This window comes from Streptomyces sp. RKAG293 (assembly GCF_023701745.1).
GTDB lineage: Bacteria > Actinomycetota > Actinomycetes > Streptomycetales > Streptomycetaceae > Actinacidiphila.
In genome coordinates, this window is sequence record NZ_JAJOZB010000001.1 from 4,096,863 (window position 1) to 4,120,253 (window position 23,391).

17 protein-coding genes and 3 pseudogenes are annotated in these 23,391 nt (G+C 71.5%); 8 read left to right on the forward strand and 12 right to left on the reverse strand.

Features of this window, described 5'->3' with window-relative positions; translation table 11 throughout:
- Window positions 1-50 precede the first annotated feature (50 nt).
- Window positions 51-956, forward strand: a complete 906-nt coding sequence (locus tag LNW72_RS17985; RefSeq protein ID WP_250976356.1) for a trypsin-like serine protease — start codon at window positions 51-53, stop codon at window positions 954-956.
- A gap of 13 nt (window positions 957-969) precedes the next feature.
- Here LNW72_RS17985 and LNW72_RS17990 read toward each other — a convergent pair whose 3' ends face one another.
- Both LNW72_RS17990 and LNW72_RS17995 read right to left on the reverse strand, forming a co-directional pair.
- Window positions 970-1,449, reverse strand: a complete 480-nt coding sequence (locus tag LNW72_RS17990) for a Zn-ribbon domain-containing OB-fold protein (protein WP_374117286.1) — start codon at window positions 1,447-1,449, stop codon at window positions 970-972.
- On the reverse strand, window positions 1,431-1,883 hold the full coding sequence (locus LNW72_RS17995; protein ID WP_250976358.1) for a DoxX family protein: 453 nt from the start codon (window positions 1,881-1,883) through the stop codon (window positions 1,431-1,433). Before LNW72_RS17995 ends, LNW72_RS17990 begins: the two co-directional genes overlap by 19 nt.
- 184 nt (window positions 1,884-2,067) lie before the next feature.
- Between LNW72_RS17995 and LNW72_RS18000 the strand changes: the two genes are divergently transcribed.
- The 3 genes from LNW72_RS18000 to LNW72_RS18010 all read left to right on the forward strand — a co-directional run bounded on the left by LNW72_RS18000 (window position 2,068) and on the right by LNW72_RS18010 (window position 6,705).
- Window positions 2,068-3,327: an NAD(P)/FAD-dependent oxidoreductase gene (locus LNW72_RS18000; RefSeq protein ID WP_250976359.1), complete on the forward strand. Its 1,260-nt coding sequence runs from the start codon at window positions 2,068-2,070 to the stop codon at window positions 3,325-3,327.
- A 260-nt stretch (window positions 3,328-3,587) separates the two neighbouring features.
- On the forward strand, window positions 3,588-5,765 hold the full coding sequence (locus tag LNW72_RS18005) for an acetate--CoA ligase family protein (protein WP_250976360.1): 2,178 nt from the start codon (window positions 3,588-3,590) through the stop codon (window positions 5,763-5,765).
- 79 nt (window positions 5,766-5,844) lie between these two features.
- Entirely contained in the window at window positions 5,845-6,705 is an 861-nt protein-coding gene (locus LNW72_RS18010; protein ID WP_250976361.1) for an enoyl-CoA hydratase/isomerase family protein, read from the forward strand.
- A 118-nt stretch (window positions 6,706-6,823) separates the two neighbouring features.
- Here the strand turns inward: LNW72_RS18010 and LNW72_RS18015 are convergent, their stop codons facing one another.
- Window positions 6,824-7,768 carry a hypothetical protein gene (locus LNW72_RS18015; protein ID WP_250976362.1) on the reverse strand — a complete coding sequence of 315 codons (945 nt, stop codon included), beginning with the start codon at window positions 7,766-7,768 and terminating at the stop codon, window positions 6,824-6,826.
- Between the two features lie 121 nt (window positions 7,769-7,889).
- Between LNW72_RS18015 and LNW72_RS18020 the strand changes: the two genes are divergently transcribed.
- Complete coding sequence (locus LNW72_RS18020; RefSeq protein WP_250976363.1) at window positions 7,890-8,522, forward strand: flavin reductase family protein; 633 nt, start codon at window positions 7,890-7,892, stop codon at window positions 8,520-8,522.
- Here LNW72_RS18020 and LNW72_RS18025 read toward each other — a convergent pair whose 3' ends face one another.
- The gene (locus tag LNW72_RS18025) at window positions 8,523-9,860 is read right to left on the reverse strand and encodes an MFS transporter (protein ID WP_250980202.1); all 1,338 of its coding nucleotides are present in this window, start codon (window positions 9,858-9,860) and stop codon (window positions 8,523-8,525) included.
- A 166-nt stretch (window positions 9,861-10,026) separates the two neighbouring features.
- Here LNW72_RS18025 and LNW72_RS18030 point away from each other — a divergent pair, with 166 nt between their 5' ends.
- Window positions 10,027-11,130, forward strand: coding sequence for a GlxA family transcriptional regulator (locus LNW72_RS18030; RefSeq protein ID WP_374117287.1), 1,104 nt, complete (start codon window positions 10,027-10,029; stop codon window positions 11,128-11,130).
- A 79-nt stretch (window positions 11,131-11,209) separates the two neighbouring features.
- Here the strand turns inward: LNW72_RS18030 and LNW72_RS18035 are convergent, their stop codons facing one another.
- The 4 genes and pseudogenes from LNW72_RS18035 to LNW72_RS18050 all read right to left on the reverse strand — a co-directional run bounded on the left by LNW72_RS18035 (window position 11,210) and on the right by LNW72_RS18050 (window position 15,879).
- A complete protein-coding gene (locus LNW72_RS18035; protein WP_250976364.1) occupies window positions 11,210-12,277 on the reverse strand; it encodes a Zn-dependent alcohol dehydrogenase in 1,068 nt (355 codons plus the stop codon).
- A 32-nt stretch (window positions 12,278-12,309) separates the two neighbouring features.
- Complete coding sequence (locus LNW72_RS18040) at window positions 12,310-13,788, reverse strand: aldehyde dehydrogenase family protein (RefSeq protein WP_250976365.1); 1,479 nt, start codon at window positions 13,786-13,788, stop codon at window positions 12,310-12,312.
- Window positions 13,785-14,927, reverse strand: a complete 1,143-nt coding sequence (locus LNW72_RS18045; protein WP_250980204.1) for an acyl-CoA dehydrogenase family protein — start codon at window positions 14,925-14,927, stop codon at window positions 13,785-13,787. The genes LNW72_RS18040 and LNW72_RS18045 overlap by 4 nt, the downstream gene beginning before the upstream one ends.
- A 44-nt stretch (window positions 14,928-14,971) precedes the next feature.
- Window positions 14,972-15,879, reverse strand: a pseudogene (locus LNW72_RS18050) (SDR family oxidoreductase).
- Window positions 15,880-15,969: 90 nt separating this feature from the next.
- Here LNW72_RS18050 and LNW72_RS18055 point away from each other — a divergent pair.
- A pseudogene (locus LNW72_RS18055) lies at window positions 15,970-16,894 on the forward strand (cyclase family protein).
- 156 nt (window positions 16,895-17,050) lie between these two features.
- Here LNW72_RS18055 and LNW72_RS18060 read toward each other — a convergent pair.
- The 4 genes and pseudogenes from LNW72_RS18060 to LNW72_RS18075 form a co-directional block, all read right to left on the reverse strand.
- Window positions 17,051-17,482 (reverse strand): annotated as a pseudogene (locus LNW72_RS18060) (ATP-binding protein); the annotation flags it as partial.
- Between the two features lie 374 nt (window positions 17,483-17,856).
- On the reverse strand, window positions 17,857-19,032 hold the full coding sequence (locus LNW72_RS18065) for an acyl-CoA dehydrogenase family protein (protein ID WP_250976366.1): 1,176 nt from the start codon (window positions 19,030-19,032) through the stop codon (window positions 17,857-17,859).
- A 37-nt stretch (window positions 19,033-19,069) separates the two neighbouring features.
- Entirely contained in the window at window positions 19,070-20,236 is a 1,167-nt protein-coding gene (locus tag LNW72_RS18070; RefSeq protein ID WP_250976367.1) for an acyl-CoA dehydrogenase, read from the reverse strand.
- A 7-nt stretch (window positions 20,237-20,243) separates the two neighbouring features.
- The gene (locus LNW72_RS18075; RefSeq protein WP_250976368.1) at window positions 20,244-21,503 is read right to left on the reverse strand and encodes an amidohydrolase family protein; all 1,260 of its coding nucleotides are present in this window, start codon (window positions 21,501-21,503) and stop codon (window positions 20,244-20,246) included.
- A gap of 164 nt (window positions 21,504-21,667) precedes the next feature.
- On the opposite strand from LNW72_RS18075, the gene LNW72_RS18080 reads away from it, so the two are divergent.
- Complete coding sequence (locus LNW72_RS18080) at window positions 21,668-23,368, forward strand: class I adenylate-forming enzyme family protein (RefSeq protein ID WP_250976369.1); 1,701 nt, start codon at window positions 21,668-21,670, stop codon at window positions 23,366-23,368.
- Window positions 23,369-23,391: the final 23 nt, after the last annotated feature.

Genomic DNA, 23,391 nt, shown 5'->3' on the forward strand with positions numbered 1-23,391 from the left:
TACGCTGGCCCGGTCAGTCGATCTACGGGCGGCCCGGAGAGGGGTATCGCGTGGTCAAGCGGTTCGCCCTGCCCCTGGCCTGCACTCTCGTGCTGACCGCCGCCGCGCTGTGGACGCCGTGGGCCAGCCCGCAGCCGAACGCCCGGGAGGGCTGGACGAACCAGGCCGCGGCCCAGTTCTGGACCCCGGAGCGGATGGCGAACGCCATGCCGCAGACCGCTCCGTTCGGGCCGGAGGAACTACCGCTCCCCAACGCGAACGTCAGCACCACCATCGCCCCGGCCGGCGCCGCCCGGCACATCAACGGCATCCCGACCGTCGGCGTGCTCTTCTCCGTCGATGACTCGGCCGAGGCCCACTTCTGCTCGGCGAGCGTCGTCCACAGCCCGTCCCGCAGCCTCCTGCTGACCGCCGCGCACTGCGAGGCGGGCACGGACGTCGTCTTCGTCCCCGACTACGTCAAGGGCGCGAAGACCCAGCCGTACGGGACCTGGGCCGTCGACCAGGTCTTCACCGACCCCCGGTGGGACGACTACGACACCGGCTCGGGCTCGGACTACGACTTCGCCTTCGCACGGGTGAAGAAGAACGACGAGGGCCGGAGCATCGAGGACATCACCGGCGCCAACGTCCTCACCCGGACACCCGGCTGGACCAACAAGGTCACCGTGATCGGCTACCCCGGCGAGGCCTTCGACCCGACGGGCCGGGCGATCAGCTGCACGACGGCCACCTCCCGCCTCTCCGGCCTGCGCCAGTTGCAGATGGACTGCGGCGGCTACTACGACGGCACGTCCGGCAGCCCCTGGCTGCTCGACTTCGACCCGAAGACCAAGACCGGCAAGGTCATCGGCCTGGTGGGCGGCCTGGACGGCGGCGGCCCGGACGACAGCGTCTCCTACAGCCCCCTCTTCGAGGACGCCCTCTTCACCCTCTACCGAACGGCGGGCGGCTGACCGGACCGCCCGGTCAGCCCTCGAGTGCGGTGGGCGAAGCCGGCGCGAAGACGGCGACGGCCGGAGCCTGGGAAGCGGCCGGAGCGTCCGGCCCGTCGGGAGCGGCTTCTTCGGTGCGGAAGCGTACGTGCAGGTCCATGCCGATCCGCAGGGCGGACGCTTCGCAGTCGATGACCTCCGTCATCATCCGCGGGCCTTCGGCGAGATCGACGACGGCGGCGACGTACGGCACCCGGGTGCCGAAGGGCGGCAGGTCGTTGAGGTGGACGACCGACCAGGTGTAGAGCGTGGCGCGGCCGCTCGCCTGCTCCCAGGCGACGTCCTCGCTCCAGCAGGACGGGCAGAACTCGCGTGGATAGTGGTGCGCGGCCCCGCAGGCGGCGCAGCGCCGGATCAGCAGCCGGCCGTCGGCGGCGGCCTCCCAGTACGGGCGGGTGAAGGCGTCGATGTCGGGAAGGTCGAAGCGCTGCGCCGTCACAGGAACAGCCCCCACAGGTTGTCGAGCGACCAGGCCTGCCAGCTCATCGCGAACAGTGCGACGAGCGATATGAGCGCCATCATGGCGTTCTGGCCCTGCTCGGCCCAGTCGTGGATCATCAGGACGAGATAGAGCAGGTTGAGGAGCAGCCCGCCGACGAGCGCCACGGGTGTCAGCAGGCCGACCGTCAGGCCCAGCCCGAGCGCCAGCTCGGCGTACACGACGATGTACGCCATCAGCTTGGGCCGTGGCGCGACGACGGTGGTGAAGCCGCCCCGCACAAAGCTCCAGCGGTGTTTGTCCGCGACGCTCTTGGCCCAGGCGATGCCGGTGCCGCGCTCGAACCAGCCCTTCTTGTCCTTGTGCCGCCAGCTCTCCAGCCACCACAGACCGAGGCCTATGCGCAGCACGGCGAGCCATTCGGCTCCGGTGAGCCAGATCGTCTGCATCGCGGGCCTCCCACTCGAAATCTGACGGTACGTCAGTTCATCGGATGGAGACCGATCCGCGCAAGAGTCCGGCGCCAAACGCTCTCGGATTGATCGCTTCCGGGACTACTCTCACTCCCGCGCCACCTGCCACCTTCCGGTTCGTCCCTCCGACCGCCCCTCCGACAGGCCCCGGGAGCACCACATGGTCGACCAGCCCACCTCCTCCGTCCCGCCGGCCCCCTCCGCACCCACCGCCTCCCCCGACGCGATCGTCATCGGCGCGGGACCCGGCGGCCTCGCCGCGGCGGCGGCGCTGAGCCGACGCGGCGTCCGCACGCTCGTGCTGGAGCGGTCGGACGCGGTCGCCGCGTCCTGGCGCGGCCACTACGACCGGCTCCATCTGCACACCCCGCGACGGCTGTCAGGTCTGCCCGGCTTCGCCATCCCGCGCGCGTACGGACGCTGGGTCGGCCGCGACGACGTCATCCGCTACCTGGAGCGCTACACCGCGCACCACCGGATCGACGTCGCCACCGGCATCGAGGTGTCCCGGATCGACCGCGTCGACGGCGCCGACACCGCCGGAGGCAGCCCTGGAGGAGCCGGCGGGCGCGGCGGCAAGGGCGGCAGTGCGGGCGGCGGTACGTGGCAGCTGCCCGCCACCGGCGGACGGCTGCTCACCGCCTCCGTCGTCGTGGTCGCCACCGGCACCAACCACGTACCCCACCTGCCGGACTGGCCAGGCCGCGACGGTTTCTCCAGCGAGCTGCTGCACGCCGCCCACTACCGCAACGCCCAGCCCTACGCGGGCCGCGACGTGCTCGTCGTCGGCGTCGGCAACACCGGCGCCGAGATCGCCGTCGACCTCATCGAGGGGGGCGCCGCCCGCGTGCGGATCGCCGTCCGGACGCCGCCGCACATCCTGCGCCGCACCACGGCGGGCTGGCCCGCCCAGGCCACCGGGATCCTCTGCCGCCGGCTGCCGACCGCGGTCGTCGACCGGGTCGCCCCGTACGTGGAGCGGCTCAGCATCCCCGACCTGTCCGCCTACGGACTCGCCCGCCCCACCACGGGCCTCTACTCCCGCGTCCGCGACGACGGAGCCATCCCGGTGCAGGACGTCGGCCTCATCGACGCGATCCAGGCACGGCGGGTGGAACCCGTCGCCGCCGTGGAGAGCTTCGACGGCGACAAGGTCGTGCTGGCCGACGGTTCGGGCATCAGCCCGGAGGTCGTCATCGCCGCCACCGGATACCGGCGCGGCCTGGAACCCCTCGTGGGCCACCTGGGCGTCCTCGACGGCAACGGCCGCCCCCTCGTACACGGCCCGCACACCCCGCCCGGCGCTCCCGGTCTCTACTTCACCGGCTTCACCAACCCCATCAGCGGCATGTTCCGCGAACTCGCCATCGACGCCCGGCGTATCGCCCGCGCGGCCGCCCGCACCTCCCGGCGGCCGTGACCGGCCGCTGTCCGCTCCGTTCGCATACGCACCCTTTCCTCCCTTGCCCGCCCCGGACCCCGCCCTGGCCGTTTCCGGCCAAAGATGCCACCGAGCGGGTCCGCCGGTGTCGGTTCGCGTGCCCAAAACCCCCTGAATAGCGGCCTAGTTGGCCTCCTTCACATCTTTCACATGCCCGCACTGTTCCTGACACGTCGTCAGTTCAGTAATCTGACTATGCGTCAGTTCTGTATACCTTCGAGCAGGAGCGGGCGAGACCGATGCTTGGATCGACATACAGCACCCGCAGCCCCGGCCCCGGGCCCGCCGCACGCGGCGCGTCCGACACCGACGTCGGTGGCCGTCCGCTGCACAACACCGTCCCGGACCTCGACCGGTTCTTCCGGCCGGAGACCGTGGCGGTGGTCGGCGCGTCCGACACGGAAGGACGGCCGAACACCGGCATCACCAGACAGCTCATCGCCTGGTCGCAGCGGGTCGGGGCCCGGCTCTTCCCGGTCAACCCCGGCCGCGAGACCGTCTTCGACCTGCCCTGCTATGCCTCGGTGACGGATCTGCCGGAGACCGTGGACCTCGCGGTGCTCCTCGTCGGTGACCCCCTTCCCGTCATCGAGCAGCTGGCCGAGGCCAAGGTCCGGTTCGCCGTCGCCTTCGCCTCCGGCTTCGCCGAGACCGGCGAGGAGGGCGCCGCCGCGCAGACCCGGCTCGCCGAGGTCGTCGCCGCCTCCGGCATGCGGCTGCTCGGTCCGAACACCAACCTCAACGCCTTCGAGAAGTTCCGCGACGACCTCACCGGGCCGGCCATCGCGCTGATCACACAGTCGGGCCACCAGGGCCGGCCCCTCTACACGCTGCAGGAACTGGGCATCCGCATCAGCCACTGGGCACCCACCGGCAACGAGGCGGACCTCGAGACCGCCGACTTCATCTCGTACTTCGCCGAGCAGCCCGAGGTCGGGGCCATCGCCGCCTATGTGGAAGGGCTCAGGGACGGCCGCTCGTTCACCCTCGCCGCCGACCGGGCGGCCCGCAACAAGGTGCCGGTGGTGATGGTGAAGGTCGGCCGCACCGAGACCGGCGCCCGTATGGCCGCCTCCCACACCGGCAAGCTGACCGGCTCCGACGCCGTCGTCGACGCGGCCTTCAAGCAGTTCGGCGTCATCCGCGTCGACGGGCTCGACCAGCTCCAGGACACGGCGACCCTGCTGGCGCGGGCCAAGCCGCCCACCGCCGACGGCGTCGTCGTCTATTCCATATCCGGCGGCACCGGAGCCCACTTCTCCGACCTCGCCACCGCCGCCGGGCTCGACATCCCGCGCCTGTCCGACGCGAAGCAGACCGAACTCCACCAGTGGATCCCCGACTACCTCAACGTCGCGAACCCCATCGACAACGGCGGTCACCCGGTGGGCGACTGGCGCGGCCGGAAGATCATCGACGCGATCCTCGCCGACCCGTCCGTCGGCGTGCTCATCTGTCCGATCACCGGTCCGTTCCCACCCATGAGCGACAAGCTCGCGCAGGACCTGGCCGACGCGGCGGAGAGCACGGACAAGCTGGTGTGCGTGGTGTGGGGCTCGCCGCTGGGCACCGAGGACGCCTACCGCACCACGCTCCTCGGCTCGTCCCGGCTCGCCACCTTCCGCACCTTCGGCAACTGCATCAGCGCCGTCAAGTCCTACCTCGACCACCACCACTTCTCCGCCGCCTACCGCTCCCCCTTCGACGACGCCCCCCGCACACGCTCCTCCTCCGCCCGCAAGGCCCAGGCCCTGATGCGCGCGGGCCACCAGCTCAGCGAGCACGCGGCGAAGCAGATGCTGCGCGCGTACGGGATCCGCGTGCCGCGCGAGCAGCTGGTCACCAGCGCGGCCGGGTCCGTCCGGGCCGCGGGCCTGGTGGGCTACCCCGTCGTCATGAAGGCGTCCGGTGCGCAGCTCGGCCACAAGACCGAACTCGGCCTGGTCAAGATCGGTCTGACCTCCGCGAGCCAGGTCCGCGACGCCTATCGCGACCTGACCGACATAGCCCGCTACGAGGGCGTGGAACTCGACGGCATCCTCGTCTGCCAGATGGTCGAACGCGGCGTCGAGATGGTCGTCGGCGTCACCCAGGACCCCCTCTTCGGCCCGACCGTCACCGTCGGCCTCGGCGGGGTGCTCGTCGAGATCCTCGCCGACGCCGCCGTCCGCGTACCGCCGTTCGGCGAGGACATGGCCCGCGACATGCTCGGTGAACTCCGCGGCCACCGGCTGCTCGAAGGGGTCAGAGGGGCGCCCCCGGCCGACGTCGACGCGCTCGTCGACGTCGTCATGCGCGTGCAGCGGATGGCGATGGAACTCGGCGGCGATCTCTCCGAACTCGACATCAACCCGCTGATGGTGCTGCCGCGCGGCCAGGGGGCGGTGGCGCTCGACGCACTGGCGGTCTGCCGGTGAGCCGTCTGCCCGTGAGCCGTCTGCCGGTGAGCCGTCCGATCCGCCCCCAGCCCTCCGTACAGCAAGGAGCCACTTCCGCATGACGCCCACCCCCCGTGAAGATTCCGCCGAGCCGATTGATGTGGATGATTCCGAGCCGGTCGATCCGGTTGATTCATTGGTACTTCACGCCACTGACAACGGCGTCTCATGGATCACTCTCAACCGCCCGGAAGCGATGAACGCCGTCACCTGGGACCAGCGCGAACGCATCATCGCGCTGCTCGACGCGGCGTCCGCCGACCCCGCCGTCCGGGCGGTCGTCATCACCGCCACCGGCCGCGCGTTCTGCGCGGGCGCCGACCTCAGCGGCGGCGCGGCAGCGCCCGGCGAGCGCGTCGCGGGCGATGTCGCCCGGACGATCCGGCGCGGCGCGCAGCGCCTCGTCGCCGCCGTCCTGGACTGCGAGAAGCCGGTGATCGCGGCGGTCAACGGCACGGCGGCCGGCATCGGCGCGCACCTCGCCTTCGCCTGTGACCTCGTCCTCGCCTCCGACCGTGCGAAGTTCATCGAGGTCTTCGTCCGCCGCGGCCTCGTGCCCGACGGAGGCGGCGCGTATCTGCTGCCGCGGCTCATCGGCCCGCAGCGCGCGAAGGAGCTGATGTTCTTCGGCGACGACCTCCCGGCCGCCGCCGCGGAACGCCTCGGCCTCGTCAACCGCGTCGTCCCCGCCGACGACCTGGAGAAGACCGCCCGCGAATGGGCAGAACGCCTCGCCACCGGCCCGACCCGTTCCATCGCCCTGACCAAGCAGCTGGTCAACGCCTCGCTGGACGCCGACCGTTCGACCGCCTTCGCGGCGGAGGCGGCCGCCCAGGAGATCAACATGACGACGGACGACGCCCAGGAAGGCGTCAGGAGCTTTGTGGAGCGCAGGTCCCCGGAGTTCAGGGGGCGGTGACGGGAGGCGGTGACGGCGGGCGGTGACGGGAGGCGGTGACGGCGGGCGATGACAGCGGGCGATGACGGCGGGCGGTGGCGGAAGGCGGTGACGGCGGGGGGTCCGGCCGGCCAGGGCGCTAACCGGTCTGCTGCGTGAGGGTGTAGCGCGTCGGCGAATCCGGGTCCCCGACGAAGAAGAACAGCTGTGGCCGGCCGGTCCTTCCGCCGACCTCGAAGGGCTGTAGGTCACCGCATCCAGGCCCGTTGATCACGACCCGCTGCTTCCAGACATCCGGATCCGCCTGATAGGCCCATGTCCCGCGGCCGGCGCAGATCGTCGTCGCGAGCGCTCCCGGGAAGTCCCCGAACCCGTCGTCGACGAAGATTCCGGCAAGGACCGCTCCTCCGTCAGCCGTGAGTACCGCCGTACCGCCGTTGCCGTCCGTCCAGGTGCCGGCGACGGCCGCCACGCTCAGCACCGGCGGCTCGTACCGCGTCACCAGACCGGTGCCGTACGCCACCGCCGATCCGGCGAGCAGCAGTGCGACGCTGAGGCTCCCTGCCATGAAGGTGCGAAATCCGATCCGGCCTCTCGCTGTCGTCACCCCGGTGCGCGACTCCCGCCGCAGGTGGAATCCCGCGTTCCAGGCGGCGAGGAGCGCACCCGTGGAAATGCAGACCCACCACAGGACATGGTCCTGGAGGGGGGAAGCGACGACCAGGGTGTACAGCGTCCCGGTCCCCGCGGCGATGGGGACGCACCACAGCCACCACCAACGCCCCTGCCGTCCGGCCACCCGCGCGGAAAGCGCGAGGACCGGCAGCGCGTGCAGGACCGCGCCGCTGATCGCGAAGAGCCCGAGAAGAGGGAGCGCGATCAGGGGGAGGCAGCAGCCGAGCAGGCTGACCGATCCTTCGCTGCCGGTGCGGGGGTCCGTGGCCGGGTCCAGCGCCAGGTAGCCCGCCACCGCCACACAGGCCGCCGCGACGTACGTCAGGAACGCGGCCAAGAGGGGTGTACCCCGGAAGAAGGTCCTCAGCCACGCCTTCAACTCATGCCCGCCCCGTCTGATCCAGCGCATGGCTGTCCCCTCTCCCCACACCCGAGCGCATTATTGAACGCGTTCAAAAGTATGCCCTACACAAGCCGCCGACGGATCCCCCTTCCCATCTGACGTACCGTCAGCTTCAATGGTCGATGTGATGGGACACGCAGGGATGGCGGCCACCGCCGTCCGGTACCTCAGGTCGGTAGGGGCCGCCACGACGGCGGGCCCCGTGGAACCGCTGCCGCGCCCGGACTTGCGGGCCGTGGGGCCGGACGAACGGGCGCCGGTCGATCCGGGGGTGTTCCGGAAGGTGCTGGGCACGTTCGCGTCCGGGGTGACGATCGTCACCGCTCCCGGGGCGGAGGGCCCGACGGGGTTCGCGTGCCAGTCCTTCGCGTCGCTGTCGCTCGATCCGCCACTGGTCGCGTTCATGGTGGCGCGTACGTCCACGACCTGGCCGAAGATCGCGCGCGCCGGCGTCTTCTGCGTCAACATCCTCAGCGACGAACAGGGCACCCTGTGCCGCGGCTTCGCCGTGAGCGGGGCGGACAAGTTCGCGGGGGTCGGCTGGACGCCCGCCCCCGTCACCGGCTCGCCGCGGCTGGCGGGCATACCCGCGTGGATCGACTGCACGATCCACGCGGTGCACACCGGTGGCGACCACTTGATCGTCGTCGGCCGGGTCAACGAACTCGGCTGCGCGGAGCCCGATGACGCGGACGGGACCACGCCCGAGGCCGGGCCGCTGCTCTTCTACCGTGGACGCTTCGGCCGTTTCGCCCAGTAGTTAACACAGGGGCGGGAAAACAGAGGGTCGGACAGGGACGCGCAGTTCACGCCGCCGCGACGGCCGGGATCCTCGTCGAGGGCCCCGCCGGATGACCAGGACCATCAGCGCGGCGACCGCGCACAGCGCGCCCGAGCTGTACCAGACGAGGTCGTACGAGCCGAAGGCGTCCCGCGCGACACCGCCCAGGAAGGCCACGACGGCGGCACCGATCTGGTGCGCGGCCAGGACCCACCCGAAGACGATGGCGCTGTCGTCGCCGTAGTACTGACGACAGAGGGCGATGGTCGGCGGGACGGTGGCGACCCAGTCCAGGCCGTAGAAGACGATGAAGACGATCATGGGCGGGTGCACGGTGTCCGCCATCAGCTGCGGCAGGAACATCAATGACAGTCCCCGCATCCCGTAGTAGACGGCGAGCAGCCGGCGCGGCTCGAAGCGGTCGGTGAACCAGCCGGAGGCGATGGTTCCGGCGATGTCGAAGACGCCGATGACTGCGAGCAGGGACGCGGCGGCCGTGACCGGCATGCCGTGGTCGTGGGCGGCGGGTACGAAGTGGGTTCTGATCAGGCCGTTCGTGGAGGCTCCGCAGATCGCGAAGGATCCCGCGAGCAGCCAGAAGGGGCCCGTACGAGCAGCGACGGACAGCGCCTTGAGCGCCCGCCGGGCGGCGCCGCGCACCGGGGCCGGCTTGGGGGTGAACTCCGGTGCCCCGTAGGCCGACAGGCCGACGTCCGCGGGGTGGTCACGCAGCAGCAGCCAGACGAACGGCACGACGGCGAGCGCCGAGAGGGCGACGGTCGCGGCGGCGGGCCGCCAGCCGTGCTGCTCGACGATCCAGGACAGCAGCGGCAGGAAGACCAGCTGTCCGGCCGCGCCGGCCGCCGTCAGGATGCCGGTCACCAGTCCGCGGCGGGTGACGAACCACCGGTTGGCGACGGTGGCGGCGAAAGCGAGGGCCATGCACCCGCTGCCGGTGCCGACGAGGATGCCCCAGCAGAGGATCAGCTGCCAGGTCTGCGTCATGAAGATAGTGAGGCCGGCGCCGAGCGCGATGGTGGTGAGTGCGGCGGCGACGACGCGGCGGATGCCGAATCGATCCATCAGGGCGGCGGCGAACGGTGCGGTGATCCCGTACAGCGCGAGGTTGATGGAGACGGCGAAGCCGATCATGCCGCGTGACCAGCCGAATTCCGCGTGCAGGGGTTCGATCAGCAGACCGGGCAGGGAGGCGAACGCCGCCGCACCGATGATCGTCACGAAGGTGACGGCGGCCACGAACCAGGCGCGGTGAACCCGCGACCGCCGGCCGGGAGTGGGCACCGCGCCGGACGGTATCCCGGCGTCCGATGCCTCGGAGACCGGTGTGTCCTGTCCCTCGGAGACCGGAACGTCCTGCGGATCCTGGGCGGGGGCTTGAGGTGTCTGCGTCACACGATCAGCTTCGGGCCTGCTTCAACACGGAACGAGTGGCCGGATGGCCATGATGTGAAAGAATCGGGCCATGACGACTCCGGACCAGGCCGGGAAGCAGCGCACCGCAGCGCGAGGAACGGCCGAGACCCCGGCCACGACCTCGGCCGACGCCCCCGCGGGACCGTTCCGGCATCAGGACCGGCACCGGGTGGCGGTTCTGGTCATGCCCGGCGTGATCCCCTTCGAGCTGGGGATCCCCGCCCGGATCTTCGGCGGGGCCCGCACCCAGGAGGGCCGCAAGCTCTACGAGGTCGTGACCTGCTCGGCCGTGCCGGGGCTCGTCCAGACCGACGCCGACTTCCCGATCCTCGTCGAGAACGGGCCCGAGGTCCTGGAGGCGGCCGACACCGTCGTCGTCCCCGCGACGCACGAGCTCGACGACATCTACGTCTCGGGCCGACTGTCCGGCCCGCTGGCCGCCGCCTTCGCGCGCATCCGGCCCGGCACCCGCGTCGTGTCGATCTGCACGGGCAGCTATCTGCTGGCCGCCGCCGGTCTGCTGGACGGCCGGCCCGCCACCACCCACTGGGACAGCGCCGATCACTTCCAGCGACTATTTCCGCAGGTCAAAGTGGATCCCGACGTGCTCTACATCGACGACGGCGACATCCTCACCTCGGCCGGCGTCGCCTCCGGAATCGATCTCTGCCTGCACATCGTCCGCCGGGACCACGGCACCGCGATCGCGAACGCCGTCGCCCGCCGCACCGTCGTCCCCCCGCACCGCGACGGCGGCCAGGCGCAGTACATCCAACGGCCGCTCCCCGAACCGCAGCTGGCCAGCACCACGGGCGCCCGCGCCTGGGCGCTGGGCCGGCTCGACCGGCCGCTGACGCTGCGCGAACTCGCCGAGCGCGAGTCGATGAGCGTACGGACCTTCACCCGGCGGTTCCGTGAGGAGGTCGGGATCAGCCCCGGGCAATGGCTCGTGCAGCAGCGCGTCGAACGCGCCCGCCACCTGCTGGAGTCCAGCGACCTGAGCGTCGACCAGGTCGCGCACCGGGCCGGGTTCGGCACGGCGGCGTCCATGCGGCAGCACCTGCACACGGCGCTGGGCGTCTCACCGTCCGCCTACCGCCGCACCTTCAACGCCACCGCCGCCACCACAACCACCGCCACACCAGCAGTCTGAACGCCCCCTCCGACGCCCGGATCGACGACGCCGTCGCCGGGCTGCCGGAAGGTGGGCGGCTAGCGCCCGTTCGGACCCGTCAGAACGTGAGCACCCCCCGTGCCACCCGGCCGTGGTGGGCGTCGTCGGCGGCCTTCGCGAAGTCCTCGACGGGGTAGGTCTCGGTGACCAGTTCGTCGAGCAGCAGCCTGCCCTGGCGGTAGAGCTCGGCGTAGAGCGCGATGTCGCGCTGCGGGCGGGACGAGCCGTACCGGCAGCCCAGGATGGACTTGTCCAGGTACATGGACGACACCAGGAAGCTCGCTTCGGCGTCGGCCGGCGGAACGCCCAGCAGGACGGCCTGGCCGTGCCGGTCGAGGAGGTCGATCGCCTGGCGGATGAGTTTGACGTTGCCGACGCATTCGAAGGTGTGGTCGGCGCCGGTCGGCAGCAGCTCGCGGACGGCCGCGACGGTGTCGTCCACGGCGGACGCGTCGATGAAGTCGGTGGCGCCGAACTGCCGGGCCACGTCGCCCTTGGCGGGGTTGGCGTCCACGGCGACGATCCGGGTGGCGCCCGCTATCCGGCACCCCTGGAGGACGTTGAGGCCGATGCCGCCGGTGCCGATGACGACGACCGTGTCGCCGCGGTCGACCTTGGCGCGGTTGAGCGCGGCGCCGACGCCCGTCAGGACGCCGCAGCCGATCAGGGCGGCGGAGGTGAAGGGGATCTCCTTCGGGATCTTGACCGCCTGGACGGCCTTGACCACGGTCTTCTCCGCGAAGGCCGAGTTCGAGGCGAAGTTGAACAGGTCCTTGCCCTGCCGGGAGAAGGGCCTGCCCGGGTAGCCGATCGCCTTGCGGCACATGGTCGGGCGGCCGCGGTCGCACTGCGCGCAGGTGCCGCAGTTGGCGAGGGTCGACAGCGCCACGTGGTCGCCGGGCTCGACATGGGTGACGCCGGGGCCGACCGCCTCGACGATGCCGGCGCCCTCGTGGCCGAGGACCACGGGGACGGGGAACGGGATCGTGCCGTCGATGACGGACAGATCGCTGTGGCACAGGCCCGCGGCCTGGATGGCGACCAGCACCTCGCCGGGGCCTGGGCCGCGGACCTCCAGGTCGTCGACCACCTGGGGCTGTGTGCCGTCGAAAATGACGCCTCTCATGAACTGTCCTGTTCCCTCAAGGGCCTTCGGTTTCAGGAAGGCCAGACGACCGATTGGAGTTCGCTGTACGCGTGCAGTCCGAACGAGCCGCCGTCCCGGCCGACCCCGCTCTCCTTGAAGCCGCCGAACGGCGTCTCGGGGTGGCGCTGGACGGTGTTGATGCCGACGTTGCCGCTGCGCAGGCGGGCGGCGAGTGCCCAGGCGCGGCCCGCGTCGTCGGAGAAGACGTAGTCGTAGAGCCCGTACGGGGTGCCGTTGGCGATCTCGACGGCCTCGTCCTCGGTGTCGTAGGCAAGGGCGACGACGACCGGGCCGAAGAGTTCCTCCTGGGCGACGGTCATGTCCGGGGTGACGTCGGCGATGAGGGTGGGGGCGACGTAGAAGCCGGGCTTGAGGTCGGGACGTTCGCCGCCGGTGACGACGCGGGCGCCCTGGGCGCGGGCGCCGGCGATGTACGCCTCGACGCGATCGCGCTGGGCGGCGCTGATGAGCGGGCCGACGACGGTCGAGTTATCCACAGGGTCCCCGGTGGTCAGCGCTCCGGCGTACTGTGCAAGGGCGGTGATCACCTGCTCGTACTGGTCGCGGTGGACCAGTACGCGGGTGGGCGCCGTGCAGATCTGACCGCTGTGGAAGGCCCAGGTGGAGGCGACCGCCCCGACCGCCGCCTTGAGGACCGCTCCACCCGATTCCGGCAGGACGATCGCCGCACCCTTGCCGCCGAGTTCCATCAGCGTGCGCTTCAGCGTCCGGCCGGACGCTGAAGCGATCGCCTTCCCGACCGCCGTCGACCCGGTGAAGCTGATCATGTCGACGCCCGGGTGCGCGACGAGTGCCTCGCCCGCCGCCGCCCCCGATCCGGCGATCACGTTGAACACGCCGTCGGGCAGGCCCGCCTCCTTGAAGATCTCACCGAGCAGCAGGCAGGTCAGCGGGTCCTGCGGGGCGGGCTTGGCCACCACCGTGTTGCCCATCGCCAGGGCGGGGGCGACCTTTCCCGCGAGGTTGGCGAGCGGGAAGTTGTACGAGGTGACGCAGCCGACGACGCCGACCGGGCGGCGTACGGCGGCGGCGCCGATCAGTCCACCGGGTGCGAGAGGAGATGCTTTGACGGGTTGTGGGGCGAGCGGGATGACATCGGGCTCGACCGCGCCGCGGGCGTAGCGGCGGAAGCGGTCGGCGGCCGGCGGGAGTTGCAGGGCGGCGGCGACGCGCGCGGTGGCGCCCGTCTCGGCCTGGAGGAGGGGGACGAGTTCGGCGGCGCGGGCGGAGATCGCGTCGGCTATCCGGTCGAGGACGGCGGCACGGTCGCGCGGGGCGGTGCGCGACCAGCCATCGAAGGCGGCGCGGGCCGCCCGGACGGCCGCGTCCACGTCGTCGGCGGTCGCCTCGGGGGCGTGCCCGACGATTTCCTCGGTGGCCGGGTTGATGATCGCGTAGTGGCCCTGGGCGGGCTCGTGCCACTGCCCGTTGATCCAGTGCGCGGAGGTCGGAGGTACAGGTCGGCTCATGGCCGCGGCTCCTTCGGGAGGCCGAGCACCCGCTCGGCGATGATGGTGCGCTGGATCTCGTCCGAGCCGCCGTAGATCGTGTCGGCACGGCTGAAGAGGAACATCCGCTGCAGCGCGTCGAGTTCGTAGGGCCGGGACGGGGTCCAGGCGGTGGGGCCGGTGGCGGCCTCCGCGCCCCGGACCGCCATGGCCAGTTCGCCGAGCCGCTGGTGCCAGCCGCCCCACAGCAGCTTGGCGACGCTGGGGGCGCCGGGCGAGTCGGTGCCCAGGGTGCGCAGGGCGTTCCAGCGCATCGTCCTGAGCTCGGCCCACTGGCGGACGATCCGGGCCCGCAGGACGGGTTCGGTGTCGGCGCCGGTGGTCCGGGCGAGGTCGGTGATCTCGCGCAGTTCCTGCTCGAAGCCGATCTGCTGGACGAGGGTGGACACCCCTCGCTCGTAGCCGAGCAGGGACATGGCGACGGTCCAGCCGCCGCCCTCCGCCCCGACGAGGTGGTCGGCGGACGCGTGCGCCGCGTCGAAGAAGACCTCGTTGAACTCGGCGTCGCCGGACATCTGGCGGATCGGCCGGACCTCGATCCGGCCGGGCTGGTCCATCGGCACCAGCAGGAAGCTGAGGCCGTGGTGCCGGCGGGAGCCTGGTTCGGTGCGGGCCAGGACGAAGCACCAGTCGGCGTCCTGGGCGAGCGACGTCCAGATCTTCTGACCGGTGATCCGGTAGCCGCCGCCGTCGTCCCGGACCGCCGCGGTGCGGATCCCGGCCAGGTCGGATCCGGCGTCCGGTTCGCTGTAGCCCTGGCACCACAGTTCCTCGCCGCGGGCTATCGAAGGGAGGAAGCGGTCCCGCTGCGCTGCGGTGCCGTGGGCGAGGAGGGTGGGGGCCAGCAGGTTCTCACCGATGTGGCCGGACCGGCCGGGGGCGCCGGATCTCGCGTACTCCTCACCCCAGACGACCTGCTGGGCGAGGGTCGCCCGGCGGTTGCCGTAGTCCCCGGTCCAGCCGAGCCCTATCCAGCCGGCCGTGCCGAGGGTGCGCTCCCAGCCGCGCCCGCCCGCCGGCCACCCGTCACGGTGTTCGGCGAGCCAGGCCCGCGCCTGGGCGCGGAAGGATTCGGCCTCCGGGCCGAACGTAAAGTCCACGGATCCTCCGGTCATCGGGCCGATCATGAAGGGCCGGACGGTCGCTATGCGTTGGGCCGCTCGGCCGCGGCCGCTGCCGCGCGCATCGCCTCCAGCTGTTCGAGCATCGGCATCGGGTCGACGCCGATGGTTCCGGGCAGGACGTCCGCGATGCGTTCCGGCGTCCAGGGCCCGTCGCCCCAGGCCGACCGCAGTTCTCGCGGCTGCGCCCAGACGGCGATCTTCGGTCCGGCGACGGTGTAGACCTGCCCGGTGATGTCGGAGGCGCGCTCGGAGAGCAGGAAGACGACCATGGCGGCCACGTCCTCCGGTTCGCCGATCTCCTTCAGCTCCATGGGCACGTTGGCCGACATGCGGGTGCGGGCGACCGGGGCGACGCAGTTCGCCGTCACCCCGTACTTGTTGAGGCCGAGTGCGGCGCTGCGCACCAGCGAGATGATGCCGCCCTTCGCCGCCGAGTAGTTCGGCTGCGAGACGCTGCCCTGGTGGTTGCCGCTGGTGAAGCCGATCAGGGTGCCGGCGCCCTGTTTGCGCATGACCGCGGACGCGGCCCGGAAGACGGTGAAGGTGCCTTTCAGGTGGGTGGCGATGACCGGGTCCCACTCCTCCTCGCCCATGTTGAAGAGCATGCGTTCGCGCAGGATGCCGGCCACGCACACGACACCGTCGATACGCCCGTACGTCTCGACGGCCGTGGTGACGATGCGCGCGCCGCCCGCCATCGTCGACACGTCGTCGGCGACGGCGACGGCCTCGCCGCCCGCCGCCTGGATCTCTTTGACGACCGACTCCGCGATCTCGCTCGCCGGTTCGCTCGCGCCGTCGATCGAGACCCCGTAGTCGTTGACGACGACCTTGGCCCCTCGGCGGCACAGGCGAGCGCGACCGCGCGGCCGATGCCACGCCCGGCACCCGTAACAGCGACGACTTTTCCGGTCAGGAAGTTGCCCACGTCCCGCCCCTTCTCATGGTTTCTGACGGACCGTTAGATTCTAGGAGTGAGTACACACCCCAGCACAAGCCCTACGACCAGGAGGCCGCTGTGACGCTTCCCGCCGAGTTCCACGACATCGCCAAACGGATCAACAACTGGGGGCGGTGGGGCGAGGGCGACGAGATCGGCACGCTGAACCTGATCACCGACGAAGTGGTGCGCATCGCGGCCGGGACCGTGCGCAGCGGCCGGCGCGTCCCGCTGGCCCTGCCGCTGCAGCAGGACGGCGTGCAGACCGGCATGATCCCCGGCCGGGTCAACCCGCTGCGCACGATGGTCGCGCTCAACCTGGAGATGTTCGGCCCGGGGACCATCGCCACCAGCGACGACGCCGTCACCATGGGCCTGCAGGCGGCCACCCACTGGGACGGCCTGACCCATGTCTCGCACTCCGGAAAGATCTACAACGGCCGTCCGGCCGACTCCGTCACCGCGCACGGCGGCGCCGCCTTCAGCGGCATCGAGAAGGTGACGACGCTGGTCTCACGCGGTGTGCTGCTCGACGTCGCCGCCGCCCGGAAGCTGGACCGGCTGCCCGGCGACCACGCGGTCACCCCGAGGACCTGGAGGCGGCCGAGGAACTGGCGGGCACCACGGTCCGCGCCGGGGACATCGTGCTGGTCCGCACCGGCCAGCTGCGCTCCTACCTGGGCGGCGACAAGCACGGCTACGCCTTCCCGTCCCCGGGCTGTCCATCAGGACGCCGGAGTGGTTCCACGCGCGCGATGTGGCGGCGGTCGCCAACGACACGCTCACCTTCGAGATCTTCCCGCCGGAGATCGAGAACCTCTGGCTGCCGGTGCACGGGCTCGATCTCGTGGAAATGGGGATGCTGCAGGGCCAGAACTGGAATCTGGAGGAGTTGTCAGAGGCCTGCGCCGAGGCGGGGCGGTACGAGTTCTTCCTGGACGCCACGCCCGAGCCCTTCGTGGGCGGGGCAGGCAGTCCGGTCGCACCGGTCGCAGTGCTCTAGGCGCTTCAGGCTGATCCGCTGGTCCACGAGGGTGCGGTCTGCGAGATTCCGGTCGGCGAGGGTCCGGTCCGTGAGGGTTCGGTCCGTGAGGGTCAGGGGCCGGTCGGTGGCCCGGTGTGCCGCGCTCTGGCGCTCACCGGGCTGCTGGTCCACGGTCTCCCGGCAGGCGATCCGCTCGGCGCGGTCCACCTCGCACCAGATCCGCTTGCCGGCTCCTTCGGGCTGCCAGCCCCACCGGTCGGCCAGCCCGTCCACCAGCTCCAGGCCGCGGCCCCCGGTCTCGTCCCGGTGCGCGTGCCGTGGGGTGGGCGGGCAGTCGCTGGCGTCCGCCACCTCGACCCGGACCGTCGAGTCCGAGGTGCCCGAGGCATCCGAGGTGTCCGGGAAGAGCATGCGCAGCACCGCGGGACAGCCGGTGTGCACGACCGCGTTCGTCACGAGCTCGGAGATCAGCAGAATCAGGGTCTCGGCGAGCGGTTCGTCGGCCCCTATGCCGGAGCCCAGAAGCCGTGAGCGCGCCCATCGCCTGGCCCGGCCCACTTCCGCGGGATCCGCGCCGACCTCGAGCTGAACCTGAAGCACCTGCACCGCTCACACCATCCGAACCGGCGGACACATCGCCTCGCGCCACAGAGAAGTCACCGTACGTGACGTCCATGTAGCACAGCATGATTGACCTACAGTCACCCCAACAAGCGCTTCGGGCATATTCCAGCGCAAAGGAGTATGCGTACCGCATACTGTGCGAAGCACATTGCGGGGCGCGTGGGGAGGATTCGAACATCCAGGCGTCCCAGGCGCGGCGCCCGCCCGGCTCCGCCGGGCGGCGACCACTCGGCGCCTCTGTACCTCTCGCACCCGATGGAGCGTACCCGAGCCGGACGCCGACTCCGGTCCGTCACGAGTAACGCGTAGGACACAACCCGATATCAACGCAGCGTCACTGATCATTTACGGTGCCTTCATCCGGGCAGTTCCCCCGCCAGCTCCTCCTCATGGCGCTCCGCGTCCGCGCGCCCGGCGGCGAGCACCCAGGACCGCTTGATGTGGAGGTGTACGTCGGCCTCCCACGTGAAGCCCATCCCTCCGAAGACCTGCAGGCAGTCACGTGCGTTGCGGGATGCCGCGTCGTCGGCGAGCAGCCGCGCCGCGGCCGTCTCGAAGGCGTCGCAGGACACCGCCGCCGCGTAGACGGCCGTGCGGGCCATCTCCAGCCGTACGAGCATGTCCGCGCACAGGTGCTTCACCGCCTGGAACGCCCCGATCGGCCGCCCGAACTGCTCACGTTGCCGGGCGTGTTGCACGGCCATCTCAAGGGTCCTTCCGGCACTGCCGACCTGCAGTGCGGCGGTCAGCAGCGCGGCTTCCCGCCGCAGCAGGACCGGGTCGGCGCCGGCGAGATCCGGGTCGGCGCCCGCGCCGCCGCCGGGTACACGGGCCGGGGTCAGGACGCTGCCGGGCAGGTGAAGAGGGGTGAGGGGGTCGACGGAACGGATCTCCGCCGCCGGATATCCGTCCGCGGCGAAGAGCCCGATGCCCGTCGCAACGCCCGTCCCGCCGAACTCCCCGCGCTCCCCCGACCCGCGCTCCCCCGACCCGCGCTCCCGGGGCCCGGGCTCCCTGGACCCGGGCTCCCCCAGCACCAGGACGGCGTCCGCGGCGCCCAGGTGGCCGACCGGGGCGGGCGGCAGCGCCAGGGCCACCAGCAGCTCTCCTGCCGCCGCGCCCGCCGCCACCGGACCGGTCAGATGGGTCGCCGCCAGATGCGTACCGACCAGCGGTCCCGGCAGCAGGACGCGGCCGGCCTCCTCGAAGACGAGCACGGCCTCGGGCAGCCCGAGGCCCACGCCGCCGTCCGCCTCCGGCAGCCTGAGGGCGAAGAACCCGGCCTCCCCCAGCTCACGCCACAGCGCCCGGTCGACCACCGGCGGCCCGCCCGCCGAGCCGGAAGCGGAACCGCTGCCGGAACCGGCGCCGGAACCAGGCCCGGAACCAGAACCGGAACCGGTCTCCAGGGCGTCGACCGCGTCGCCCGCGTCGACCGCCGCGCGCAGCGCCTCGCGCGGGAAGCGCCCGGCGAGCAGCTCCCGCACCCCCGTCCGCAATGCCTCTTGATCTTCTGTCGGTTGGAAATCCACGGTCAGCCCCCGCTCCTCGGCCGTCAACCTTCGGCCCTCAACCCTTCGGGAGGCCGAGGATGCGCTCGGCCACGATGTTCTTCTGGATCTGCGAAGTGCCGGCCGCGATCGTGTACGAGAGCGACGACAGCCGCTCCGCCGTCCACGGATGCCCGGCGTCCTGCGCGAGCGGCCCCAGCACGTCGGCGGCCGTGTCGTACAGCTCCTGCCGGGCGTGCGAGTAGCGCAGTTTGAAGACCGACCCGCCGGTCCCGGGCACGCCCGTGCCGCCGGCCCGCAACGAGCGTTCCGCCTCGCTGACGTTCCACTGGGTGAGCCGCCACAGCACGGAGAACTCGGCCGCTAGCCGGCCCAGCCTGCGCCGCAGCGCCGGATCGTCCCAGCTGCCGTTGGCCTTGGCGGCGCGCGCGACCTCGCCCAGGACGCGGCGGCAGGCGACGACCTCGCCGACGAAGGCGGTGCCGCGTTCGAAGGAGAGGGTGACCATGGTGACGCGCCAGCCGTCGTTCTCCGCCCCCACCCGGTTCGCGACCGGCACCCGCACCTCGTCGAGGAACATCTCGGCGAACTCCGTCGACCCCGCGAGGGTGCGCAGCGGCCTTACCGTGACGCCCGGGGCGTCCATCGGCATCGCGAGCCAGGAGATGCCGCGGTGCTTGGGCGCCTGCGGATCGGTGCGGACCAGCAGCTCGCACCAGTCCGCGACCTCCGCGTGCGAGGTCCAGATCTTCGAGCCGGTCACCACGTACGCGTCGCCGTCGCGCACCGCGCGGGTCCGCAGCGAGGCCAGGTCGGAGCCTGCGCCGGGTTCGCTGAACCCCTGGCACCACACCTCGTCGCCGCGCAGCACCGGCGGCAGCCAGCGCCGCCGCTGCTCGTCGGTGCCCTCGGCGGCGATGGTGGGCCCGGCGTGCAGCAGCCCGACGAAGTTGGCGCCCACATAGGGCGCGCCCGCCTTCTCCGTCTCCTCCAGGAAGATCAGGTGCTGCACCGGCGTCGCGCCCCGCCCGCCCGCGTCGACCGGCCAGTGCAGGCCCGCGTACCCCGCGTCGTACAGCATCCGCTGCCAGCCGGCGTCGTACGCGCGCCGCCCCGGCCAGTCGCGCGGGTCGGGCCGGGGCGGCAGCTTGGGCAGTACGTCGCCGAGCCAGGACCGCAGCCCGGCCCGGAACTCCTCCTGCTCAGCGGTGTACGTCAGATCCACGCGCGTCTCACCTGCCGGATGCGCCGGCCGCGGGCGCGGGCGCGGGGCTCTGCCGTGCGAAGGACGAGAGGTCGAGACCGCGGTCGAAGTCGAGATCGAGCATCCGGATCGCGTTGCCGCGCATGAGCTTGTAGACGGTCTCGTCGTCGAGCCCCTTCATGTGGTCCTCGGCGACCGCCTTGGTGTGCGGGAAGGTCGAGTCCACGTGCGGGTAGTCCGTCTCGAAGGTCGCGTTGTCGCGCCCGACGACGTCCAGCGACGCGACCCCGTGCTTGTCGCGGAAGAAGCAGCAGAAGATCTGCCGGTAGTAGTACGTCGACGGCGGCTCGGGGATGATGTCGCGCACCCCGCCCCAGGCCCGGTGCTCCTCCCAGACGGTGTCGGCGCGCTCCAGGGCGTACGGGATCCAGCCCATCTGGCCCTCGCTGTAGGCGAGTTTGAGGGTCGGGAACTTGACGAGGACCCCGCTGAAGAGGAAGTCCATCATCGAGGCCATCGCGTTGTTGAAGCTGAGCGCGGCCTGGACGGCGGGCGGCGCGTCCGGGGAGGCGGCGGGCATCTGCGAGGACGAGCCGATGTGCATGTTCACGACCGTGCCGGTCTCCTGGCACACCGCGAAGAACGGGTCCCAGTAGCCGGAGTGGATGCTCGGCAGGCCCAGGTGCGTCGGGATCTCGCTGAACGTGACGGCCTTGACGCCGCGGGCGGCGTTGCGGCGGATCTCGGCCACGGCCAGGTCGATGTCCCAGAGCGGGATGATGCACAGCGGGATGAGCCGGCCGCCGCTGTCACCGCACCACTCGTCGACCATCCAGTCGTTGTAGGCGCGCACACAGGCGAGCGCGACCTCCTTGTCGTGCGCCTCCGAGAACGTCTGCCCGCAGAACCGCGGGAAGGTCGGGAAGCAGAGCGACGCCTCGACATGGTTGAGGTCCATGTCCGCCAGGCGTTCCTTGGGGTCCCAGCAGCCGCGGCGCATCTCGGCGCGGGTGATGCCCTCCAGGGTCATGTCGTCGCGGTCGAAGCCGACGGCGGCGATGTTCCGCTTGTACGGGAACTTGAGATCCTCGTAGATCCACCAGTCGGTGGGCGGTCCGTCCGGGTCCATCGTGATCTGGTACTTCCCGGCGACGTACGCGAGCTCACCGATACCGGCGGTCAGCGGCTTCGGACCGCGGTCGCGGTACTTGGCCGGCAGCCACTTCTCGAAGAGGTGCGCGGGTTCGATGACATGGTCGTCGACGCTGATGATCCTGGGCAGTTCCATCGGCCTCTCCCTGCAGATCTGATGGATCGTCAGATTTAGAGTACGCACGCACGCACGTCGCGTCCATCGGCGTCACACCCCTGGACCGGCGGGGCCGCGCCGCATACGCTGCCGCCAGGATCTGACGCTACGTCAGGTGTGGTGACGGTACGGAGGAGACCGGCATGGACCCGACGCGGGAGAGCGGCACGGCCCCGACGCATTCCGGCACGGCCCAGGCGCAGGAGCCCGGAACGGTCGCGGCGCAGAAGCCCGGAACCGTCGCGGCGCGGGAGCCCGGCACCGTCTCGGCGCAGGAGACCCCGACCGCCGTCGCAGCGGCCCTCGGTGCGTCACCCACCCTCTGGGCGCTCGCCGCCCGCCGCGCCGAGCTCACCCCTGACGCCCCCGTCCTCCTCGACACCGACGGCCGCCGGATCACCTTCGGCCAGCTCTGCCACCGGGCGGAACGCGTCGCCGCCGGCCTCTACGACCTCGGCGTCCGGCCCGGCAGCCGGTTCGCCTGGCAGCTGCCCACCCGGATCGAGACGGTGCTGCTGACCTTCGCCCTCGCCCGGCTCGGCGCCGTACAGACCCCGCTCATCCCCTTCTACCGGGACCGGGAGGTCGGCTACGCGCTGCGCGAGGCCGAGGCGGAGTTCTTCGCGATACCCGGCGAGTGGCGCGGCTACGACTACGCGGCGATGGCCGACCGCCTCGCGCCGCGGCTGTCCCGGCCGCCGCTCCTGCTCACCACCTACGACCGGCTCCCCGACGGCGATCCGGCCGTGCTGCCGGAACCGCCCGCCGACGGCACCTCGGTCCGCTGGATCTACTGGACCTCCGGCACCACCTCCGACCCCAAGGGCGTGCTGCACACCGACCGCAGCCTCATCGCCGCCGGCGGCTGCCTCGCCCACGCGCTGCGGCTCACCCCCGACGACGTCGGCTCCATGGCCTTCCCCTACGCCCATGTCGCCGGCCCCGACTACACCGTGATGCTGCTGCTCTACGGCTTCCCCGCGCTGCTCCTCGAGCACTTCGCGCTGCCCGCCTCGCTCGACACCTACCGGGAGCACGGCGTCACGGTCGCGGGCGGCAGCACCGTCTTCTACTCGATGTTCCTGGCCGAGCAGCGCAAGGACCCCGCCACCAAGCTCATCCCCAGCCTGCGACTGCTCGCCGGCGGCGGCGCGCCCATGCCGCCCGAGCTGTACTACGAGGTCACCCGGGAGATGGGCTGCCAACTCACCCACGGCTACGGCATGACCGAGGTCCCCATGATCACCATGGGCGCTCCCGACGACACCCCCGACCATCTCGCGACCACCGAGGGGTGCCCGCCGGCAGCGATGGAGATCCGCATCACGGACTCCGACGGCAAACCGCTGCCCGCCGGTACCGACGGTGAGGTCAGGCTGCGCGGCGAGGCCGTCTGCCAGGGCTATCTCCACACCGCCCAGACCGCCGAGGTCTTCGACCCGGACGGCTTCCTCATCACCGGCGACCTCGGCCGGCTCACCCCGGACGGCTATCTCGTCCTCACCGGCCGGCTCAAGGACATCATCATCCGCAAGGGCGAGAACATCTCCGCCCAGGAGATCGAGGACCTGCTCTACGAACACCCCGCCGTCGCCGACGCCGCCGTCGTCGGGCTGCCCGACCCCGAACGCGGTGAACGGGTCTGCGCCGTCGTGGAACAGCCCGCCGGTGCGCCGCCGGTCACCCTCGCGGACATCACCGGGTATCTGCGGGAGCACGGGCTGTCCGCCCACAAGCTGCCGGAGCAGCTGGAGATCGTGGACGCCCTGCCGCGCAACGACGTGCTGCGCAAGGTGCTGAAGTTCAAGCTGCGGGAGCGCTTCGGCGGCACCGGCCCGTCCTAGATTCTCCCGCTCCGTTCCCGTAT